Source organism: Billgrantia pellis, assembly GCF_008297955.1.
Taxonomy (GTDB): Bacteria; Pseudomonadota; Gammaproteobacteria; order Pseudomonadales; family Halomonadaceae; genus Halomonas; species Halomonas pellis.
In genome coordinates this window covers 271,325-290,470 of the sequence record NZ_VTPY01000001.1, presented here as the reverse complement: position 1 = coordinate 290,470, position 19,146 = coordinate 271,325, and the positions used below count along the sequence as shown (strand labels likewise).

The window sequence follows — 19,146 nt, the reverse complement described above, 5'->3', positions numbered from 1 at the left end:
AGCTCGAACCAGGTGATGACGTTCGGCAAAAATTCTGCGCAACAATCCCTATAGCGACCGCAAGAGATCACGATGATTCGAGTGATAGATTCCTTCCAATATCTTCGATTCCGTCTGCCCTGTTAATTAGCCGCATGAAATTGTTGCCTATCATGCCTGTGACCTCATGAGAGGTTACGATAGCATTGCCGCCATCGCCGTCGTTTCCTTGTACATCAACCTGCCGTGACCAAAGAAGACGGATATTGCCACCTTGGAGGTAATTGTCCTTAATCTTCACGATTCGGGTAAATTTGTCCGCTTTCCCCTGATAGGCATCTGTTATTGCCGACTTGGATGTTTTGAATTGATTTCCCATTATCCATAAGCCAGTCGAAATTTCACCGTCACGAGTTTTGTGAAATCCCCCGTAGACACACCCTCTCTCAACTTGGTCTGCCGTATTATGCAGAACGTGAATGCCTCGATGCCGGTCGATCCAGTAAGCGTTTCTTGTATTTCTCGCACTATTTCCTATGAGCTGAGTGTCATAGGCCGAGGCGAGGCGGAACCCATGGAGCACCTGACCATCAGTGTGATTACCCATGATCAGAATATTTTGAGCCCCTCCTTCGCATCCTATTCCGACTTGCCCTCGTAGAGCGCGACACTGACGGATAATGCCTCGATGAGTCGAATTCCAGAAGCTACTACGTATATCGTTGGTGAAGCGGCCGATACCATATCCCGTCACGAAGATTCCATAACTCGATGCGTCCTCAGTTCTGACTCGTTCAATCAAGAAATCCGACATCCCCTCGAGGCGAATCAGCGGGCCGTTGTCGGTGGCATGCTTGTCAGCGCCGATCACGCAAAAGTCCGACAGGAAAACACCATGCGGGTGGAGGCTATCACTAACGTCCAAGTGCATGGCGACATAATCGTCCTGACGCCAGTCTTCGAGCCGAGCTTCTAGAAGGGTTCTTTCCATGCCTTGCCCACAGAGCCGAGTTCCGTCATGCAAGCGCAGTTTTCGGTAAAGAAACCAATGGCCCGCCTCGATAATACCGACGATGCCATCAGTGGCGATGTTATCCAGGAAAGTCTGAAGCTGCTGCTGGTCACGGATGGGGTCGCCCGAAGGTGCCATGTCCATTTCGCTGGTCGTGATGCTGCCGGGTCTGCACTTGGCTCTCCGGGACATGCTGCCTGTTCTGTCATTGGCTGCGGCTCGCCTGCCAGCGGCCGAGGTAGCTTGAAAAGGATGGGATACGTCTCCAACTGATCCAAGTGACATGCACCGACCTCCTTCATTTACCCAGCGGGGTCAGCTATGTGCCGCCATGCGCTGGAAGATTTCATTGCGATTGGATAACTCGCTATAGCTTCCCGAATCAATCACCCTCCCCTCCTTCATAAGATAGATTCGATTGCATTGGCGAACCGTTGCGAGTCGATGCGCAATCATGATGATCGTTTTCTTACCCATGATCTCGTGAATGCCTTCCATGATCAGTTTTTCTGTAATACCATCCAGAGCACTGGTTGCTTCGTCCAGAATGAGGACTTCAGCATCATGGTAAAGGGCCCGGGCGATACCAATACGTTGGCGCTGTCCCCCTGAAAGCTGAACGCCTCTCTCGCCTACGCAAGTCTCTAGGCCATTGGGCAGCTCCTCGAGAAGCTCATGGAGGTTTGCCATGCCGGCGGCGCGCCTGACGCCATCTTCGTCGATATCTTCAGGCGCTACGCCAAAAGCAATGTTTTCCCGAATGCTGGCATCCGCGAGAAAGATGCTCTGCGGCACAAATCCGAGGGTATTCTGCCACTGTCGTTTATTATGCTTTTCGACACTGACACCATCGATGCTGATTTCTCCCTGATCCGGATCGATGAGACCAAGCAGAATATCAATGATGGTAGATTTACCCGATCCCGAGGCGCCTACGATCCCAATCATGCGATTCGCAGGAATCTCCATGTCGACGCCATTAAGTGCGAATTCGCGGGTACCAGGATAGCTGAATACGATATTATCGAGTCGAATGACATCATGGGGGATGAGATTTTCCTCCATAGATTCTCTTACGACCAGCCCCCGCTCCTGTTCCCTTGGCTCAGAGCTTTCATAAAGATCGTCCCTCACGGCTTCGAAGGACGCCAGGTTGCCGCGTATCTGCGACATGCTGGAATAGACCTTCTGCAGCGCTGGCAAGATCTTGAAACCCGCCATCGCGTATATGGAAAGTACCGGCAGAATGGTTCCCAGGTTGCCATTGTGTGTGGCCAGCAAATACAGCACCAGAAAGATCACACTGGAAAAGGCTACGAGTTCCATGGCATATCGCGGGACTTGACTGATGGCTTGGTTGCTGCCAGCCGCTTGTGCAAACTGCAGGCTGGGTTTCTCGAATCGATCGATAAATGTTTTTTGGTGGCCCAGCAACAGCGCGTCCTTGATCCCGCCAAATCCCTCGGCCATCAGCTTGAAACGCTGTGATTGCGTCTCGGAAATTGCCTTGCCGTTCTGGACGAGCCGCCGTCGCACCGTCACGAAGAGAAGATAGTAAGAAGCCACGAAAATAGAGATACCGATTATGGCTACCATGGGGTCGTAGAGGAAAATAACCACAGCCATTAAAAAAGCCATGACCAACTTGGCATTCATATGCAGCAATGGGTTAATAACGAAGTTCGTCATCCTCAAGGTTTCTTGAGAAATCTGCTTGGTAAGATGACTACTGCTAGTATTTGCATGATACAGCCAAGGTTGATACATATAAAAACGATATAGTCTGTTCCCCAACTCTGCGCCCACTTTGGCTCCGTAAAGCGACAATCGCCAGACCGTAAACATCGAAACGAAGGAAGCCGCTGCCAGCACTACCAGGACCATGATACCCAGCCAGAAAAGGAAGTCTCTAGGGGATTCAACGCCACTCATACGATACAACGTCGAGGCGATACCCTCGGATTTTTCCAGTAAGGTCATGTCACCGACTAATGCCATGAAGGGTCCAATTGACATGACGCCTGCTATCTCGGCAAAGGACATTACAATAATAAGTCCCTGCAGCTTAAGAAGCTTTTTACGCTGCTCTTTCGTCAATAATAAGTACAGATCCTTTAGCCTTCTCAGCATGAGTTATTCCTTTATGCCGTTTGCTACAATAAGCGGCTCCAATTTAGACATTGAGCGTGTCTTTAGCCGCGGCGTATCTCCTTGCCCTTACCTTTTCGCTAGCAATCGTTAAGTTGGTCGCACATATCCCAACTGAGAAATATCTTCCATACGAACTTTTTTTGTACTATTAGACGCATCAAGGCTAATTTCAGGAAATGACACCTCGACATTTGAATAGTCGTAATCACTGTCCACGTATTCCACTTTTGGTTTAAAACCAAAACTTTTCATCAGCCCCAGCATGATGACCCATGCCTTGTAGGGTCGCTTCTTAACCAACATCTTCAAGGCAAGCACGAAATTATTGAAGAAAATAGAGATTGTCCTGCGCTTCGTCTTGTAATTCTTAGATATATACAAATTATTTCTAATGAAATTCTTGTAATACCCTATCCTCGTAGGGTTAGACTCGGTAACAATACTTATCGTGCCACCTCCATGTCGTAAGTGAACAACATGACTGGTGCCTACCAGATATCCTGGATCTTCGCGGGTAATCCGCAAGGTGAATTCGGCGTCTTCCCCCCAAATATACATCGACGAGATGGGAAGTCCGTATTTCTCCAATGTAGTTCGAGGAACAAGAATTGAGACGAAGGTACCGCTTCCGACTGCTACCAAGCCATTCTCCAATTGCTCAGGCCAATCAAAATAGCCTGCCCTGTTCTTTGCGCTGCTGACCTGTGGCGTATTGGTTATCTGGCCATGTTCTGTATAGGCAGTGGAAAGCAGGTAGCTCCTTCTCATACCTCTTTTTTCAAGAAATTCATCAGCATTCAGTAACTTCTCCAGTGCCTCTGGTTCAGGTATAACGTCATCATCCATCATCCAGACATGGTCTGCGCCATTATCGTAGGCCAACCGAAATCCAGCGTTGAAACCTCCTGCCGCACCCACATTTCGCTTTAGAGTGTAAACTTTAATGTCCGGGTACTTACCGCTTTTCAGGAACTCCAGCGTTTCATCGGTGCTGGCGTTATTGATGACCAGGACCATGTCACAAGGACGGGTCTGGGAGTGAACGGCCTTGAGACAGAGTTCGAGCAGCTCCTTTCGATTATACGTAAGGATAACGCCGATCACTTTGCTTGCCATGATGTTCTCCCTGCGATCATCGCTTTAAATTTGTTTTCCTTAATAAAGCCGACCGTCACGCTGGCTTATCAATGGCCAATTGGCATCCTTGTCAGAGATGACCGAAACCGGCAGAGGCCATTCGATACCGAGGGCCTCGTCATCATACCTTAGTCCGTCTTCGGATGAAGGTGTATAGCGAGTTGTTACGAGATAACTGACTTCGACGTTTTCTTCCAGTGTCATGAAAGAGTGAGCAAACCCCTTGGGCACAAAAAGCTGCAGCCTATTCCTACTGGTCAGTTCGAACATTTGGTGCTGCATATAAGTGGGAGAATCCTGCCGGATGTCGACGATAACATCAACGATGGCTCCGCTGATGCAACGAATCAGCTTATCCTCCCCATGCGGAGATTTTTGAAAGTGTAAGCCACGAAGCGTGCCTCGCTGGGCCGAGTAGGAGATGTTTTGCTGAACGAAATCACTTTCAATCCCAATCACGGAAAATTCTTCTCGGCACATGGTTCTTGCAAAGAAACCCCTATCGTCACCACGAGGCTCAAGTTCCACCAGGTAGGCATCCTTGAGGTCTGTCGGGATAAACCTCATAACTTCCCCCTTTCTTCTCCGCTATTCCCAAAGAAAATATGTTCCTGCTCGCGATACAACCGGTCAATTAGGCGCCCCTCGGGGAACTGGACATCATCGACAGTCAACGGCGCATCCTTTTCTATGCGCTTCCTTACTACGCAATCGAGTGCCAGGCCAATGGGCAAAAGCCTCTCTCTGCGGATGACGTCCATGTTCTCGGCGACTCCGTACACTTCGAAACCGCCAAACTCCCCAATGTGTGCTCCCTCCTTGAGATCCTTCTTCGCCATGGCTATCACTCCGACCGTCGGTGCGCCACGCGGGGTGAGTACTGGATCATTGAACAACACGGCTCGTGCGACCGAGGTCGGCACTTCGAAATGACAGAGGTGGTAGGGTGTATAGAAGCAGTAGTAAGGCCCCTTTCCCAGCTTGTAGAGTTCGAGATAGTGCTGCTTTCGCGGATCGGACACGGTTCCGATGACGAAGACGCCTGGGCCTGGCCGCGCGCCCACCACGTAGTCGACGAGCCCGGGTCCCGAGGCATCCAGGTAAGGCTCGAAGCGGGATAGCGTCTCTTCGATGGGGACCAGCGGTGAGCCAGGATCGCCATTCGAGAAATCGGGGCCGAGCATACCGCGGCGCGCGACTTGCATTCCCGTCCCATTCGCCACGATCGCCTGTTCGAATGAAATCTTCGTGCCATCAGCGAAGGAGGCGACCATCGCAGGCTTTTGGCCCCATCGCTCCGCAAACGCACGTTGCGTTTCGGGATTACGGTACGGATCATGCAATCCCTTGATGTTCCCGCACAGCACAGGCTTGATCCCCAGTCCTTCAGTGAACCGAAGCAGGTTCATCTGTACCCCCGGCTGGTCACCGTCCGAAAAGGTATAGATCACACCGGCTTGTTCTGCCTTGCGCTTCAAGATGGGACCGATCGTTCCATCGAGCTCCGCATTCATCTGGATGACGTGTTTGCCGCTGGCGATGGCAGTCAACACGGCCTCGGCCGCATATTCGATAGAGCCCGTGACCTCGATGATGGCATCCAGGCCATCCGAAGCGGCCATTGCCTTGGCATCTTCCGTCACTACGGGCTGGCCTCTGGCGATTGCCGATTCGATACTCGCCGTCGTATCGCATCGCTCAGGGTCGATCCCTACCTGCTCGTATACCCTGACGGCCGATTCGATGTGCCGATTCGCGATGGCGCAGAGGGTCATGCCAGGTGTCGCGGTCAGGATCTGCAACCCGATGCCCTTTCCCTGGAAACCCGCGCCGATCATGCCGACACGTATCGGTTTGTTGTCTGCTTCTCGTTTGGCTAAAGCCGTATCTACGATGATCATCGGTCTTTTTGCATCCTGGCTGATGGTTGAAGACGCTTAGGAAAACTGTCCGATCAGTCTTTCCAAACTTTCCACGGAGGCGTGTCGGCCCATGCCGCCTCGAGTACCATCTTGTCACGCAGCGAGTCCATGCTTTGCCAGTAGCCCTCATGATGGTAGTAACCCAACTTTCCCATCTGAACCATGCGCTCCATGGGCTCGTTCTCCCAGGTCGTTCGATCATCGTCGATCAAATCCAGCACTTCGGGCTCGCAGACGAAGAAACCACCGTTGATCAAGCCTCCGTCCACGGCTCCCTTTTCACGGAATGCCATGACGTGATTGCTGCTCTCGTCCAACCTGAGTGCACCATAGCGTCCCGGCTGGGTAACCGCCGTCAGCGTGCACCAGCAACCTGAAGTCTTGTGGCTTTCGACCAGTTTTCCGATATCCACATCGCTGACACCATCTCCATACGTCAGGCAGAAAGTTTCACCGTCGATGAGATGTTTGGCCCGCTTTATCCTGCCCCCCGTCAGCGAGTCTGCGCCGGTGTCTAGGACCGTCACGTTCCAGTCCTCACTTACGCCGTTTAGCCATTCGACGCGCCCCGTTTTCAAATCGATCGTGTAATCGGTCTGCCTGCCACGATAATTGAGAAAATAATTACGAATGTAGTCAACTTTATAACCGCCTAGAATCACAAAATCCTTGAACCCATAATGGGAATAAAGTTTCATAATGTGCCAAAGGATGGGTCGCCCACCCACCTCTACCATTGGCTTGGGACGGATGGATGTTTCCTCACTCAGGCGGGTTCCGAAGCCACCAGCAAGAATTACGACTTTCATAAAAACTCTCCCTCTAGACACTCAATTGTTTCTTATGGTAAGTGCTCAAGCTGCGTTCTATTTCCCTGTCCACTCCAGGTTCTCTGTCAGGCGTCCCTGCTCGACATGAGCTTGCAAGATTTTCAGCCTCATTAGATGGGAATCCCGGAACTTTACATCCGAGAAGCGCATGCGAGATAACCCTTCCACTAAGCCTTGGATGGAATTCTGAAGAGTCATCTGGGGTTGATGGTCAGGGGCCAATTCCTCGAAAAGGCTAAAGTCCACCTTGTAAGAGCGGCTATCGACGGCTTCTGTCTCATTGATGTGCACGGTCGTCCCGAGAATCGCACCTGCGACGGCCTCAGCCAGGTCGCGCACTTGGTGATTGCGGCGATTGGAACCGGTATTGACGCTGAGAATGCGCCCCCCGTTGCTCACCTGCCGCTGAACGGCCCAGTCGATCGCTCTCGCCATGTCACGGACATCAATCAAAGGCCGCCACGGTGTTCCATCGCTGAGCACGGTGATTTTTTTCTGTGAGAGGGCACAGGCAACGAAGTCATTCAACACCAGATCCAGACGAAGGCGTGCCGACATGCCACAGGCGGTCGCAAACCGCAGATTGGTGATGACCATTTCCCCTTCGATGCCAGCAAGCGCATCTTCGGCACCGATCTTTGACCTGGCATAAGCGGTCATCGGCGCGAGAGGGTCGGCCTCCTTGCGGGGTTCCCCGCTAGCGAGCCCATACACGCTACAACTCGACGCGAAAACGAAATGGCTCACGCCGGACTGCGCCGCCTGTCTGGCAATGCTTACGGTAGCTTGCTGGTTGATTTCTTGGGTAACGGTCTCGAAGCGATTGCCCATGGGGTCATTGGAAACGGCCGCAAGCTGTACCACAGCGTTATAGCCTTCCAGCATGCCATCTGGAAGATGGCGAATGTCTCCATAGTATTGCCTTTCCAGGTAACTTTCCGGAACTCGCTCTACTCCCGTCAGGCAATGAGCAAAATAGGCATTGTCGTAGCCATGCAACACTGACTCAGGATGTTGCCGCTTTAGCTCCTTTACGACGGCGGGCCCAACATACCCCATGTTCCCCATGATCAATATTCTCATTATCTCGCCTCCCTTTGCAGAAATTCAGATTCGTCATGTTGTATTGCATGTGAACCGCCGCTCAGCATGCTCAGCTTAAGCTCCTCCTCGCTCATCCACCCTTTGCTTTCCATCTCTTCAAATATTCTCGCAACCAGCATCGAGGCTCCGGATACGCTCAAGTGGTTATTGTCATAATAGAGAAGTTCATCTTCGATCTGGGTTGCGCACCGACTGGGCAAGTAGGTATCGCAGAAAATGCTGGCTGGCTCGATTTTCAATAGATTATCGTGCTCGACGATCCTGGAAATTTGTTCGTAGGCCGTTGCCGCGCGCTGCTTGAAGATATCGTAGCTGGTCGAGAGAGGGGCGAATCGTTCGATACCAAATATTTTTTCCTTGACCAGCAAATAGGGCACATCCCATCCCACCTCGGGCACCGGATAGATCAGGATGACCCGCTTTCCCGCGTTGGCCATTTTTTCGACGGTTTCCTGAAGCAGCGACCCAACCACGTCTATGCGAAGTTCTTCATCCTCAATATCGAGGCGGTCCATGGGAACGGCACGCACGGCTTCGTCGTGCTCGACGCCCCCTTCGCCGTTGTTGAACGAAACACCCTCAAATTGAAGCGGATAACGGCCCAGCATGATGACCATTTCAACACTGTCATCTTCCAGTATGTACTCCAGAACCTGATTGTTATGGCGGCCACATTCCGGCTCGTCGCTTCGGGTATAACCCGCGATAGGCAGACAATTGGTGTAAACGAATTGTTTGACTTTCATACCTAGCGCATCGACTCGCTCGGCTACCGGGCCGACCAATGGCGTTGCCTGGCTATCCCCCCATACCACAACCGTCCTATCCCCGCTTTCGTTGTATACGCACGCTTCTTCAAGTGGTCGCATGTTTCCCGGCGTGCTCTGGCAGGTCGAATTAATGTGCTTTTGAGAACGCACCATCACCAGGTTTTCAATCTCGCCATTGAAGCGCCAGGGAATACCCTGAGAGTAAGTACCGTAGAAACCGACGCCTATCATCAGGCAAGACATAGCCAGGGCCCCCTTGAAGATTTGAGGCCGAGTGAACTGATTTCGGTTTCGGAACGGTAGTTCGATATAGTGCCAGGAGAACCAGGCCAGCAGCAGGGAGAGTATACTTAACAAGATGAAGTCGACATCGGAGATAGGCCCAAAGCTACGCTCCCTGGCGAAGGCAAATACCGGCTGGTGCCAAAGATAGGCGCTATAACTGATCAGACCGATCCCGACCATTGGCTTAAGGGACAGGACTCTTCCTGCAATGTCTTTCTCGCCGGCAACGAGTATGATCAGAACGGTTCCAAGCACAGGTATCAGCGCCCACAGGCCGGGGAAAGGGATACTCTGGTCGAAGGTGAAAATCGCATAGAGGAGTAGCGCCATTCCAGCCACTCCTCCCAAGTGACTCACCCATAGAGGGGGCTGCGCTCTGTGCCGATGTAGATAAACGGCAACAATGGCCCCAGCCAGCAGCTCCCAGGCCCGGGTCGGCAGCAGATAGAAGTTGGCTGAGGGGTGATGCGTGGAAGCGTATTCCGAAAGGGCCAGGCTGGCGAAGAAGCCCAGCGCCAAAACACTTATGAGTACCCCTTTCCGAATCCAGCCCGCCAATAGCATGAAAAGAGGAAAAAACAGATAGAACTGTTCTTCTACGGCCAGGCTCCAGGTATGCAGAAAAGGCTTCATTTCTGCCGGACCGGCAAAATAGTCCATATCCTGCCAGAAATGGATATTGGAAATGAACAAATTGACGGCAATCAAGCTCTGGCTCAGACTCGCGAACTCATCCGGAAGCATCCACACCCATGCCACGGCCATGCAAACGATACTGACGAAAAAAAGTGCCGGAAGAATCCGCCTCGCACGCCGTTCGTAGAAATTCGCGATCGAAAATTTTCCTTCGACTATTTCGTTATAGATTATTCCAGTAATTAAATATCCACTTATTACGAAGAATATATCGACGCCAACATACCCGCCACTGAAGCTTTCGAAACCAGCATGAAATAGTATAACGGGTATAACGGCCACGGCTCTTAGCCCATCGACCTCAGGCCTATAGTGAGTCGTCATTGTGCCCTCGATGCGAATTATTTAAACTAAAATGCGTGTCATAGACACCTCGCTCTTTTATATCAAACGTTAGTAAAAAAATTTCAGGGTGGATTATTCCAGGCCACGCTACCGCCAGAGGAGTTCATGGTGGATCTCCTTTTCCGTTCCAGTAGGATTGCTTCCATTGTTATGTTTTCCTTCGGCATGTTACTAAACGTACTTACTGTTTGCGTAGTTGGTTTTTGCCATACCCTGTTTTCATGCAGCCTCATCCTGCCGGAAGGGGTTTCCTGATCCGATTAAAAATCTACTACTTTGCTATTAGTCTTTCTTACGGAATAACGTCTTGGACGGCTTATCGCAATTAAGCTGGATACAGAAAAAACCTGCTCTCTTACGAGAGCAGGTCATGGTACATCGGCAATGAAGCGAACGAAGAAAGGAAGAGCTCAGAACACCCGATTCAGACCATTCTGAGCAGCGACCCGATAGGCCTCGGCCATGGTGGGATAGTTGAACGTGGTATTGACAAAATATTTGAGCGTATTGGCCTCGCCTTTTTGCTGCATGATCGCTTGACCGATGTGGACGATCTCCGAGGCCTGGTCGCCGAAGCAATGAATACCGAAGATCTCCAGCGTATCCTGATGGAAGAGAATCTTGAGCATGCCCACCGTATCGCCGGTGATCTGGGCACGGGCGGTATCCTTGAAGAAGGCCTGAGCGACCTCATAGGGCACCTTGGCCTCGGTCAGCTCACGCTCTGTGCGGCCGAAAGAACTGATCTCGGGAATGGTATAGATGCCTGTCGGTACTTCGCTGACGAAGCGGTAATCGCGATCGAGCAGTTCGTCACATGCATTGAGCCCTTGGTCGTATGCGGCACTCGCCAAGCTTGGCCAGCCGATCACGTCACCAGCAGCATAAATGTGCGGAAGCCCTGTGCGGTAGTGATCGTCGACCTGCAGCTGGCCGCGGCCGTTGGCCTCGAGACCGATGTTTTCGAGCCCGAGCTCATCAGTGTTACCGGTGCGCCCGTTGGCCCATAGGAAGGCGTCGGCGCGCAGCTTCTTGCCCGACTTGAGGTAGACCACGACCCCGGATTCATCGCCTTCTACGCGCTCGTACTCCTCGTTGTGGCGAATCAGCACACCATGCTTGCGCAAATGATAGGAGAGCGCATCGGAGATTTCATCGTCCAGGAAAGACAGTAACCGATCCCGGCTGTTGATGAGATCGACCTTGACGCCAAGCCCCGAGAAGATCGAGGCGTACTCACAGCCGATCACACCGGCGCCGAAGATGATCAGGGTACGTGGCGTATGCGACAGGCTGAGGATGGTATCGGAGTCATAGATGCGTGGATGTCGAAAATTGATGTCGGCCGGCCGATAAGGGCGTGAACCGGTGGCGATGATGACCTTCTGGGCCACCAGTTCTTCCAGCGCCTCCTGCCGGTCACGTACCAGCAACGTATGCTCGTCCTTGAAGCGAGCCACACCGCTGAACAGGTCGATGCGGTTGCGTGCATAGAACTTGGTGCGCATCTCGACCTGCTGGTCGATGGTCATGCGCGAACGATCCATCACCCTGGGAAAGGAGAACCAGCGAGGCTCCCCGATATCGCGGAACATGCGGTTGGTATTGAACTGCATGATCTGCTTGACTTGGTGGCGAAGCGCCTTGGAGGGAATCGTGCCCCAGTGCGTGCAGTTGCCGCCAAGTACCGGCTGCTTCTCGACGACTGCCACTCGCTTGCCATGTTTGGCGGCGTTGATCGCGGCGCTCTCGCCGGCCGGTCCGGTACCAATCACCACCACGTCGTAGTTGTGCACTGCCATGGGCTCTCGCGTCTCCTATCCCTTGTGATGTCGTCGTCGGGGCTCCTGCGCTCAGCGCTTGGTGGCGTCATAGCCAAGATCGGCGCCGCGGCTCTCGTCGCTGCGACGGCGAGCGCTGGACTCGTTGCGCTTGCGGCTCTCCTCCTCGCAAACTTCGTCCTTGCCGCCACAGATATCGCAGCCTTCCTTGAGGCCGAGCTTGTTGAGGCCGCCACACGAACCGGCGATGGGCTTGCGTCCTGCGATCACGCCGATCGCCATGGCGGCCATGATCAGCAGCATGAAACCCAGAACGACGAGGAAAGTGGTCATGGAGATGCTCCTTGCGGCTATTTCTCGAACCAAGGTTCGAGCGCCGCCGTTTGATGAATGACGATTCCTTGTGGTGTCTTGACAACAAGCCTGGCCGCTCTATCCGTGCGCTCGGCATAAGCCATGGCGTCGTCCGGCCTGGCAAGCATCATCCGGTTGGCTTGCCGCATGGCCTCGCTCGCCGTATCGGCCACGACGCTGACGCCCAGTGGCGTTGGGAGCGATATCAGCGGAGACGCCTCCAGTTCCGTGAAACGATGCACCAGCGCGGCATCATGCAGGTAGAGGTAACGCTCTTCGACTCGCTTGGGCAGTCCAGCGCGCTCCAGTGACAGGCGCCAACCGCCATCCGGTGGAGCCCCCGCCGCGCGCATTACGCCGCCCATCTCGACCAACGCAGCGATCTCCTCGTGGGCGTCCAACCACTCGGTCACGCGGTCAACGGCCAGGGCATGAACCACGCGATCCATCTCACCCAACAAGACGGCCGGCGCCGGCATCCCAACCCGAGCGAAAGCGGCATTGAGCGCGCGTACGTAGAGCCCGCGCTTGCGTTGCAGGCGTTCCAGTTCACCTTGTATGCCGGTCTCCAGCGCCAGGAGCGAGGCGTCATCCAGATCGGCATACAGGGTGATATGGTATCCCGTTCCCAGGGCCGCGCCCTGGAGATGGTGCTCGCCGAATGGATGGCGACAGGCGCTCAGTGCCATGGGCAGCACTACGACGAACATGAACAGGGCCGACCCGATGCGGGTCAGCCCTGAAAATCGCCCTGGGGCGAGGGGTATCATCCGCCGAAGTCATCCAGCAGAATATTCTCTGGCTCTACCCCAAGATCGAGCAGCATCTTGATCACCGAGGCGTTCATCATCGGCGGTCCGCACATGTAGTACTCGCAATCCTCGGGAGCCGGATGGTCCTTGAGGTAATTCTCGTACAGCACGTTGTGGATGAATCCGGTCGGCCCGGTCCAGTTGTCCTCCGGCTGCGGGTCGGAAAGAGCCAGATGCCACTCGAAGTTGGGATGCTCCTCGGCCAGCTTGTCGTACTCTTCATTGTAGAAGGTCTCGCGCCAGGAGCGCGCACCGTACCAGAAGCTGATCTTGCGCTTGGAGTCGAGACGCTTGAGCTGATCGAAGATATGGCTGCGCATCGGCGCCATCCCCGCACCACCGCCGATGAAGACCATCTCGGCGTCGGTGTCCTTGGCGAAGAACTCGCCGAACGGGCCCATCACGGTCACCTTGTCGCCCGGCTTCAGGTTGAAGACATAGGTCGACATCAGGCCCGGCGGATGGCTGGTACCCGGAGGCGGCGTGGCGATACGGATGTTGAACTTGAGAATCCCCTTCTCTTCGGGGTAGTTCGCCATGGAGTAGGCGCGAATGACTTCCTCGTCGTTCTTGTGGGAGATCTTGAACAGATCGAACTTCTCCCAGTCGCCGCGATACTCCTCCTCGATATCGAAGTCGGAAAACGTGATGTCGTAGGGCGGCGCTACCAGCTGGACGTAACCGCCCGCACGAAAGGCCACTTCCTCGCCCTCGGGAAGGCGCAGGTTCAGCTCCTTGATGAAGGTGGCGACATTGGGGTTGGCGATGACCTCGCACTCCCACTTCTTGACGCCGAAAACCTCCTCCGGCACTTCAATCTTCATGTCCTGCTTCACCGGCACCTGGCAGGAGAGGCGCCACCCCTCCTTCTTCTCGCGCAGGGTGAAATGGGACTCTTCGGTCGGCAGAATGGAGCCGCCCCCCTCTTCCACCCGGCACTTGCACTGAGCGCAGGAACCGCCGCCGCCGCAGGCGGAGGAGAGGAAGATGCCATTGGCCGCCAGCGTGTTGAGCAGCTTGCCGCCAGCCTGGGTGGTAATGGTGTGCTCCGGGTCGCCGTTGATCTCGATGGATACGTCGCCGGTGCTGACGAGCTTGCTGCGGGCCGCCAGGATTACCACGACGAGGCCGATGACGACCACGGTGAACATGAACACACCGAGCAAGATGATAGATGTTCCAACCATGTCGGTTTCCTATTTGCTGTGTAACCTGTTTTCCGGCGGCGCGAACGCCGCCGGAAACGTGCCCTGGCTCAGAGCTGTATGCCCGAGAAGGACATGAAGCCCAGCGACATCAACCCCACGGTGATGAAGGTGATCCCCAGGCCCTGCAGACCAGCCGGCACGTCACTGTACTTGAGCCTCTCGCGAATCCCCGCCAGCGCGGTGATGGCCAAGGCCCAGCCCACGCCGGAGCCCAGCCCGTAGACCACGGATTCGCCGAAACCGTAGTTACGCTCGACCATGAACAGCACGCCACCGAGGATGGCGCAGTTCACGGTGATCAGCGGCAGGAACACGCCCAGCGCGTTGTAAAGCGCCGGGACGTACTTGTCGAGGAACATCTCGAGAATCTGCACCAGGGCGGCGATGACACCGATATAGGAGAGCAGACCCAGGAACGACAGATCGATGTTCTCGGCACCTTCGATACCGGTCCAGGTCAAGGCGCCTTCCGCCAACAGCGCATTGAAGATGACGTTGTTGACCGGCACGGAGATGGTCAACACCACGATCACCGCAATACCGAGACCAATGGCGGCCGACACCTTCTTGGATACCGCCAGGAAGGTACACATGCCCAGGAAGAACGCCAGCGCCAGGTTTTCGACGAACACCGAGGCAACGAAAAGGCTGATGTAGTGCTCCATGTTACACGGCCTCCTTCGGCATGCTGTTCTTTCTCATCACGAACTCGTTCCTCTCGACCTGCTCCGGATGCGTCTCGCGCAGCGCCCAGATGATCAGGCCGATGATGAAGAACGCCGACGGCGGCAGCAGCAACAGGCCGTTGGGCACATACCAGCCGCCATCCTGCACCGTTTGCAGCACGGTGAAACCGAAGATGCTTCCCGAACCGAGCAGTTCACGAACGAAGCCCACGGTCATCAGGATGAAGCCGTAGCCCAGCCCGTTGCCGACACCGTCCAAGAAGGAAAGGCCAGGCGTGTTCTGCATGGCGAAGCCTTCGGCACGCCCCATCACGATGCAGTTGGTGATGATCAGGCCGACGAACACCGAGAGCTGCTTGGACATCTCGTAGGCGAACGCCTTGAGCACCTGATCCACCACGATCACCAGCGAGGCGATGATGGTCATCTGCACGATGATGCGAATCGAGGACGGAATATGGTGGCGAATCAGCGACACGAACAGGTTGGAGAATGCCGTTACCGAAATAACGGCCAGCGCCATGACCAGCGAAACGCTCATGCTGGTCGTCACCGCCAGCGCCGAGCAGATACCGAGGACCTGCAAGGCGATGGGGTTGTTGTTGAAGATCGGGGTCATCAGGACGCCCTTGGGAGTCGCAGCGGACATGTTCAGGCTCCTTAAGCTTCAGCTTCGAGTTCGACGTCGGTTTCCTGCACCTGTTCCTGGTCGACTCCGCTACGGAAGCGTGCCAAGTAGGTGCCGAACCCCTCCGGACTCAACCAGAACTGCAGCATGTTGGTGACGCCGTTGCTGGTCAGGGTAGCGCCGGACAGGGCATCGATTTCGGTCTCGCCGCTGGCACCGCCCTTGGTCAGATGGATGGCCGGGGCCAGATCTTCCTCGTCGGCGAAGATCTTCTTGCCTTCCCACTGAGCCTGCCAGCGTGGATTGTTGACCTCGGCACCCAGCCCTGGCGTCTCGCTGTGTTCGTAATAGGTGATACCGACGATGGTGTTTCCGTCACCTTCCACCGACATGAAGCCACGCATCAACCCCCACAGCCCTTGGCCGCGGATCGGCAGGATGACCTGATCCGGATCCTCGGGGTCACCGACCAGATAGACGGTGGCGAAGTTCTCGACGCGGCTCAGACCGGCGATGTCGCGATCGCCCGACAGGGTACGCCCCATGGCCGGATCGCGTGCCGCCTGGAAGTGGTCGAAAGTTTCCGGATCGAATTCATCGGTGTACTCGCCCGTGCGCATGTCGACCACGCGTGGCGTCACCTCGCGGAATGCTTCCTCGACGTCCATGCCCGGCTCGTACAGGTTGGCCACGCTCAGGATATTCGTCTTGCGATCAAGCTCCTGGTTGAGCTGTTGCTTGGGTCGCAGCGCCACCGCCGCGGTCGACACGATGACCGAACACACGATGCAGAGTGCGAACGCCACCGTGAGAATCTTCTTGATGGAGTTATTGCTCTGTGCCATCAGGCAGTCTCCTCGGCCGGCACACCCACACGCCGCATGCGGCGCTTGATGTTGGCCTGAACAAAGAAGTGGTCGATCAGCGGAGCGAATAGGTTGGCGAACAGGATCGCCAGCATGATGCCTTCCGGGAACGCCGGGTTCACTACGCGGATCAGTACGGTCATCACACCGATCAGGATGCCGAAGATCAGGCGACCGGGGTTCGTCATCGAGGCAGACACCGGATCGGTCGCCATGAAGACCATGCCGAAGGCGAAGCCGCCGATGACAAGGTGCCAGTACCAGGGCATGGCGAACATCGGGTTGCTCTCGGAGCCGACCAAATTGAACAGCAGGCTCGTCCCCACCATGCCGAGCAGGCATCCCAGCATGATTCGCCAGGAGGCGATCTTGGTCCACAGCAGCACCGCGGCGCCGATGAAGATGGCCAAGGTCGAGACCTCACCGACGGAGCCGGGCAGGTAGCCAATGAAGGCATCCCACCAGCTGTACTGGGAGGTCAGTTCCACCATGCCTTCCTGGAAAGCGATGGAGAGAGGCGTCGCGCCGGTATAGCCATCGGCCGCCACCCACACCTCGTCGCCCGATATCTGCGCCGGATAGGCGAAGTAGAGGAAGGCGCGGCCAGTCAGTGCCGGGTTGAGGAAGTTCTTGCCGGTGCCGCCGAAGATTTCCTTGCCGATCACGACACCGAACGTGATGCCCAGCGCCACCTGCCACAGCGGAATGGTCGCAGGCAGGATCAGGGCATACAGAACGGAAGTGACGAAGAAGCCCTCGTTGACCTCGTGGCCGCGCTTGATGGCGAACAGCACCTCCCAGAAGCCACCGACGACGAAGGTCACCAGATAGATCGGCAGGAAGTAGGTGGCGCCAAGCACGAAATTGGCCCACATGCTGCCCGGATCGTGGCTACCCGCGAGTAGCATCACCACGGCTTCGCGCCACCCGCCCAGCGCCTCGTAGCCGTCGGCGATCGCCATGTTGGCCAACCAGCCGGCATTCCACATGCCGAAGAACATGGCCGGGAAGGTACATAGCCACACGGTGATCATGATGCGCTTCAGGTCGATGCCGTCGCGTACATGAGCCGTTGTCTTGGTCACGCTGGGCGGCGAATAGAAGATGGTGTCGACCGCTTCAAAGAGCGGATACCACTTCTCGTACTTCCCCCCCTTGTGGAAATGAGGTTCGAGATTGTCGAGTGTCTGTCGGATACCCATCATCAGGCCTCTTTCTCGATCATGGTGAGGTTTTCACGCAGGATGGGACCGTATTCGTACTTGCCCGGGCACACGTAGGTGCACAGCGCCAGGTCCTCTTCATCCAGCTCCAGGCATCCGAGCTGCATAGCCACCTCGATGTCACCGACGATCAGCGTGCGCAGCAGCTGGGTCGGCAGAATGTCCAACGGCATCACTTCCTCATAAACGCCCACCGGCACCATGGCGCGCTCGGAGCCGTTGGTAGAGGTGTTGGGTGCATAGTTGTTGAGCCCCATGAACCTCGACAGGTAGATGCCAAGCACGGAGTGGCGATTGTTGCCCGGCGACAACCAGCCCAGGAAGCTCCGCTTGTTGCCCTCTTCGAGCAGGCTGAACTGGTTGTGGAAGCGCCCCAGATAACGCAGGCTGCCCTCCGCGGTGAATCCCGAGAACACCGAACCGGAGATCACGCGCGTATCTTCGGGTTGGAGGATTTCCCCCGCCAACAGTTCCTCGGTGCTGGCGCCGATCCGCGTTCGCAACAGGCGCGGTTTCTCGGCACGCGGCCCTCCCACGGCGACGATTCGCGACATATCGAGCTTGCCTTCGGTGAACAGCCTGCCGAAGGCGATCACGTCCTGGTAGCCGATGTGCCAGACATGCTTGTGCAGGGCGACCGGCGACAGGAAGTGAATGTGCGTGCCGACCAGGCCTGCCGGGTGCGGACCGGCAAAGGTCTCGAGCTGCACACCCGCCACGTTGCCGCCGGGAATGGGTGCGTTGGGTGCGGTGCACAGGAAGACCTTGCCCTGGGTCAGCCGCGCGAGCACCTTGAGGCCGTCCTCGAACGCCTCGGGCTGCTCGGCGATGACGTCGGCGGGATTGGCACTCAAGGGGTGGGTGTCGATGGCCGTGACGAAGATGTCCGCCGGCTCGCTGTCGATTGCCGGCGTGCGTGAATAAGGGCGCGTGCGCAGCGCCGTCCACAGGCCGGACTCGACCAGTTGTTCGACGACCACCTGGCGCTCGAGGCTTTCAAGCTTGTCGCGACCATGAGCGGTGAACTCCACCGCCTCCTCGTTCTCGTCGACCTTGACGACGACCGAGAGCAACTTGCGCTTCTCGCCACGGTTGATGGCGACGATTTCACCGGCCGCCGGAGCCGTGAAGCGCACGCCTTCGTTCTTCTTGTCGGTGAAGAGGAGTTGGCCCAGTTTCACCTTGTCCCCTTCCCGGACCTCCATGGTCGGTTTCATACCGACGTAGTCGGTGCCCAGGATAGCCACGTGACGCACGGGCCGGGCATCGTCGATGCTCGGCTCGGGCGCCCCCATGATGGGGAGATCCAGGCCTTTCTTGACTTCGATCATAGTCTCGCCCAGTTGATGGATCGGAT

17 protein-coding genes are annotated in these 19,146 nt (G+C 55.7%); all 17 read right to left on the bottom strand.

The annotated features are described in order from the left end of the window. Positions 1 to 67 precede the first annotated feature (67 nt). On the bottom strand, positions 68 to 1,276 hold the full coding sequence (locus F0A17_RS01390; RefSeq protein WP_149326549.1) for a right-handed parallel beta-helix repeat-containing protein: 1,209 nt from the start codon (positions 1,274 to 1,276) through the stop codon (positions 68 to 70). 30 nt (positions 1,277 to 1,306) lie between these two features. Continuing rightward, complete coding sequence (locus tag F0A17_RS01385) at positions 1,307 to 3,121, bottom strand: ABC transporter ATP-binding protein (protein ID WP_149326548.1); 1,815 nt, start codon at positions 3,119 to 3,121, stop codon at positions 1,307 to 1,309. A 108-nt stretch (positions 3,122 to 3,229) separates the two neighbouring features. Further along, on the bottom strand, positions 3,230 to 4,258 hold the full coding sequence (locus tag F0A17_RS01380; protein ID WP_149326547.1) for a glycosyltransferase family 2 protein: 1,029 nt from the start codon (positions 4,256 to 4,258) through the stop codon (positions 3,230 to 3,232). A gap of 39 nt (positions 4,259 to 4,297) precedes the next feature. Then, positions 4,298 to 4,846 carry a dTDP-4-dehydrorhamnose 3,5-epimerase gene (gene rfbC, locus F0A17_RS01375; protein ID WP_149326546.1) on the bottom strand — a complete coding sequence of 183 codons (549 nt, stop codon included), beginning with the start codon at positions 4,844 to 4,846 and terminating at the stop codon, positions 4,298 to 4,300. Next, a complete protein-coding gene (locus F0A17_RS01370; RefSeq protein ID WP_149326545.1) occupies positions 4,843 to 6,180 on the bottom strand; it encodes an NAD(P)H-dependent oxidoreductase in 1,338 nt (445 codons plus the stop codon). Before F0A17_RS01370 ends, rfbC begins: the two co-directional genes overlap by 4 nt. 53 nt (positions 6,181 to 6,233) lie before the next feature. Beyond that, positions 6,234 to 7,010: a glucose-1-phosphate cytidylyltransferase gene (gene rfbF / locus F0A17_RS01365; protein ID WP_149326544.1), complete on the bottom strand. Its 777-nt coding sequence runs from the start codon at positions 7,008 to 7,010 to the stop codon at positions 6,234 to 6,236. A 57-nt stretch (positions 7,011 to 7,067) separates the two neighbouring features. Continuing rightward, positions 7,068 to 8,114 carry an NAD-dependent epimerase/dehydratase family protein gene (locus tag F0A17_RS01360; protein WP_149326543.1) on the bottom strand — a complete coding sequence of 349 codons (1,047 nt, stop codon included), beginning with the start codon at positions 8,112 to 8,114 and terminating at the stop codon, positions 7,068 to 7,070. Next, the gene (locus F0A17_RS01355; RefSeq protein ID WP_149326542.1) at positions 8,114 to 10,210 is read right to left on the bottom strand and encodes an acyltransferase family protein; all 2,097 of its coding nucleotides are present in this window, start codon (positions 10,208 to 10,210) and stop codon (positions 8,114 to 8,116) included. Before F0A17_RS01355 ends, F0A17_RS01360 begins: the two co-directional genes overlap by 1 nt. 431 nt (positions 10,211 to 10,641) lie before the next feature. Further along, complete coding sequence (sthA, locus tag F0A17_RS01350; RefSeq protein WP_149326541.1) at positions 10,642 to 12,033, bottom strand: Si-specific NAD(P)(+) transhydrogenase; 1,392 nt, start codon at positions 12,031 to 12,033, stop codon at positions 10,642 to 10,644. Positions 12,034 to 12,084: 51 nt separating this feature from the next. Beyond that, on the bottom strand, positions 12,085 to 12,345 hold the full coding sequence (gene nqrM / locus F0A17_RS01345; RefSeq protein WP_149326540.1) for a (Na+)-NQR maturation NqrM: 261 nt from the start codon (positions 12,343 to 12,345) through the stop codon (positions 12,085 to 12,087). Positions 12,346 to 12,362: 17 nt separating this feature from the next. Next, positions 12,363 to 13,136, bottom strand: coding sequence for an FAD:protein FMN transferase (locus F0A17_RS01340; protein ID WP_149326539.1), 774 nt, complete (start codon positions 13,134 to 13,136; stop codon positions 12,363 to 12,365). Beyond that, positions 13,133 to 14,365 (bottom strand): NADH:ubiquinone reductase (Na(+)-transporting) subunit F, encoded by a 1,233-nt coding sequence (nqrF, locus tag F0A17_RS01335; protein WP_149326538.1) that lies wholly within the window; start codon positions 14,363 to 14,365, stop codon positions 13,133 to 13,135. The genes F0A17_RS01340 and nqrF overlap by 4 nt, the downstream gene beginning before the upstream one ends. Positions 14,366 to 14,433: 68 nt before the next feature. After that, a complete protein-coding gene (gene nqrE / locus F0A17_RS01330) occupies positions 14,434 to 15,051 on the bottom strand; it encodes an NADH:ubiquinone reductase (Na(+)-transporting) subunit E (RefSeq protein ID WP_149326537.1) in 618 nt (205 codons plus the stop codon). 1 nt (position 15,052) lies between these two features. Continuing rightward, positions 15,053 to 15,721 carry an NADH:ubiquinone reductase (Na(+)-transporting) subunit D gene (locus tag F0A17_RS01325; protein ID WP_149326536.1) on the bottom strand — a complete coding sequence of 223 codons (669 nt, stop codon included), beginning with the start codon at positions 15,719 to 15,721 and terminating at the stop codon, positions 15,053 to 15,055. A gap of 11 nt (positions 15,722 to 15,732) precedes the next feature. Continuing rightward, on the bottom strand, positions 15,733 to 16,545 hold the full coding sequence (locus F0A17_RS01320) for a Na(+)-translocating NADH-quinone reductase subunit C (RefSeq protein ID WP_149326535.1): 813 nt from the start codon (positions 16,543 to 16,545) through the stop codon (positions 15,733 to 15,735). Then, positions 16,545 to 17,771: an NADH:ubiquinone reductase (Na(+)-transporting) subunit B gene (locus tag F0A17_RS01315; RefSeq protein WP_149326534.1), complete on the bottom strand. Its 1,227-nt coding sequence runs from the start codon at positions 17,769 to 17,771 to the stop codon at positions 16,545 to 16,547. The genes F0A17_RS01320 and F0A17_RS01315 overlap by 1 nt, the downstream gene beginning before the upstream one ends. Then, a complete protein-coding gene (locus tag F0A17_RS01310; protein WP_149326533.1) occupies positions 17,771 to 19,120 on the bottom strand; it encodes a Na(+)-translocating NADH-quinone reductase subunit A in 1,350 nt (449 codons plus the stop codon). Before F0A17_RS01310 ends, F0A17_RS01315 begins: the two co-directional genes overlap by 1 nt. Positions 19,121 to 19,146: the final 26 nt, after the last annotated feature.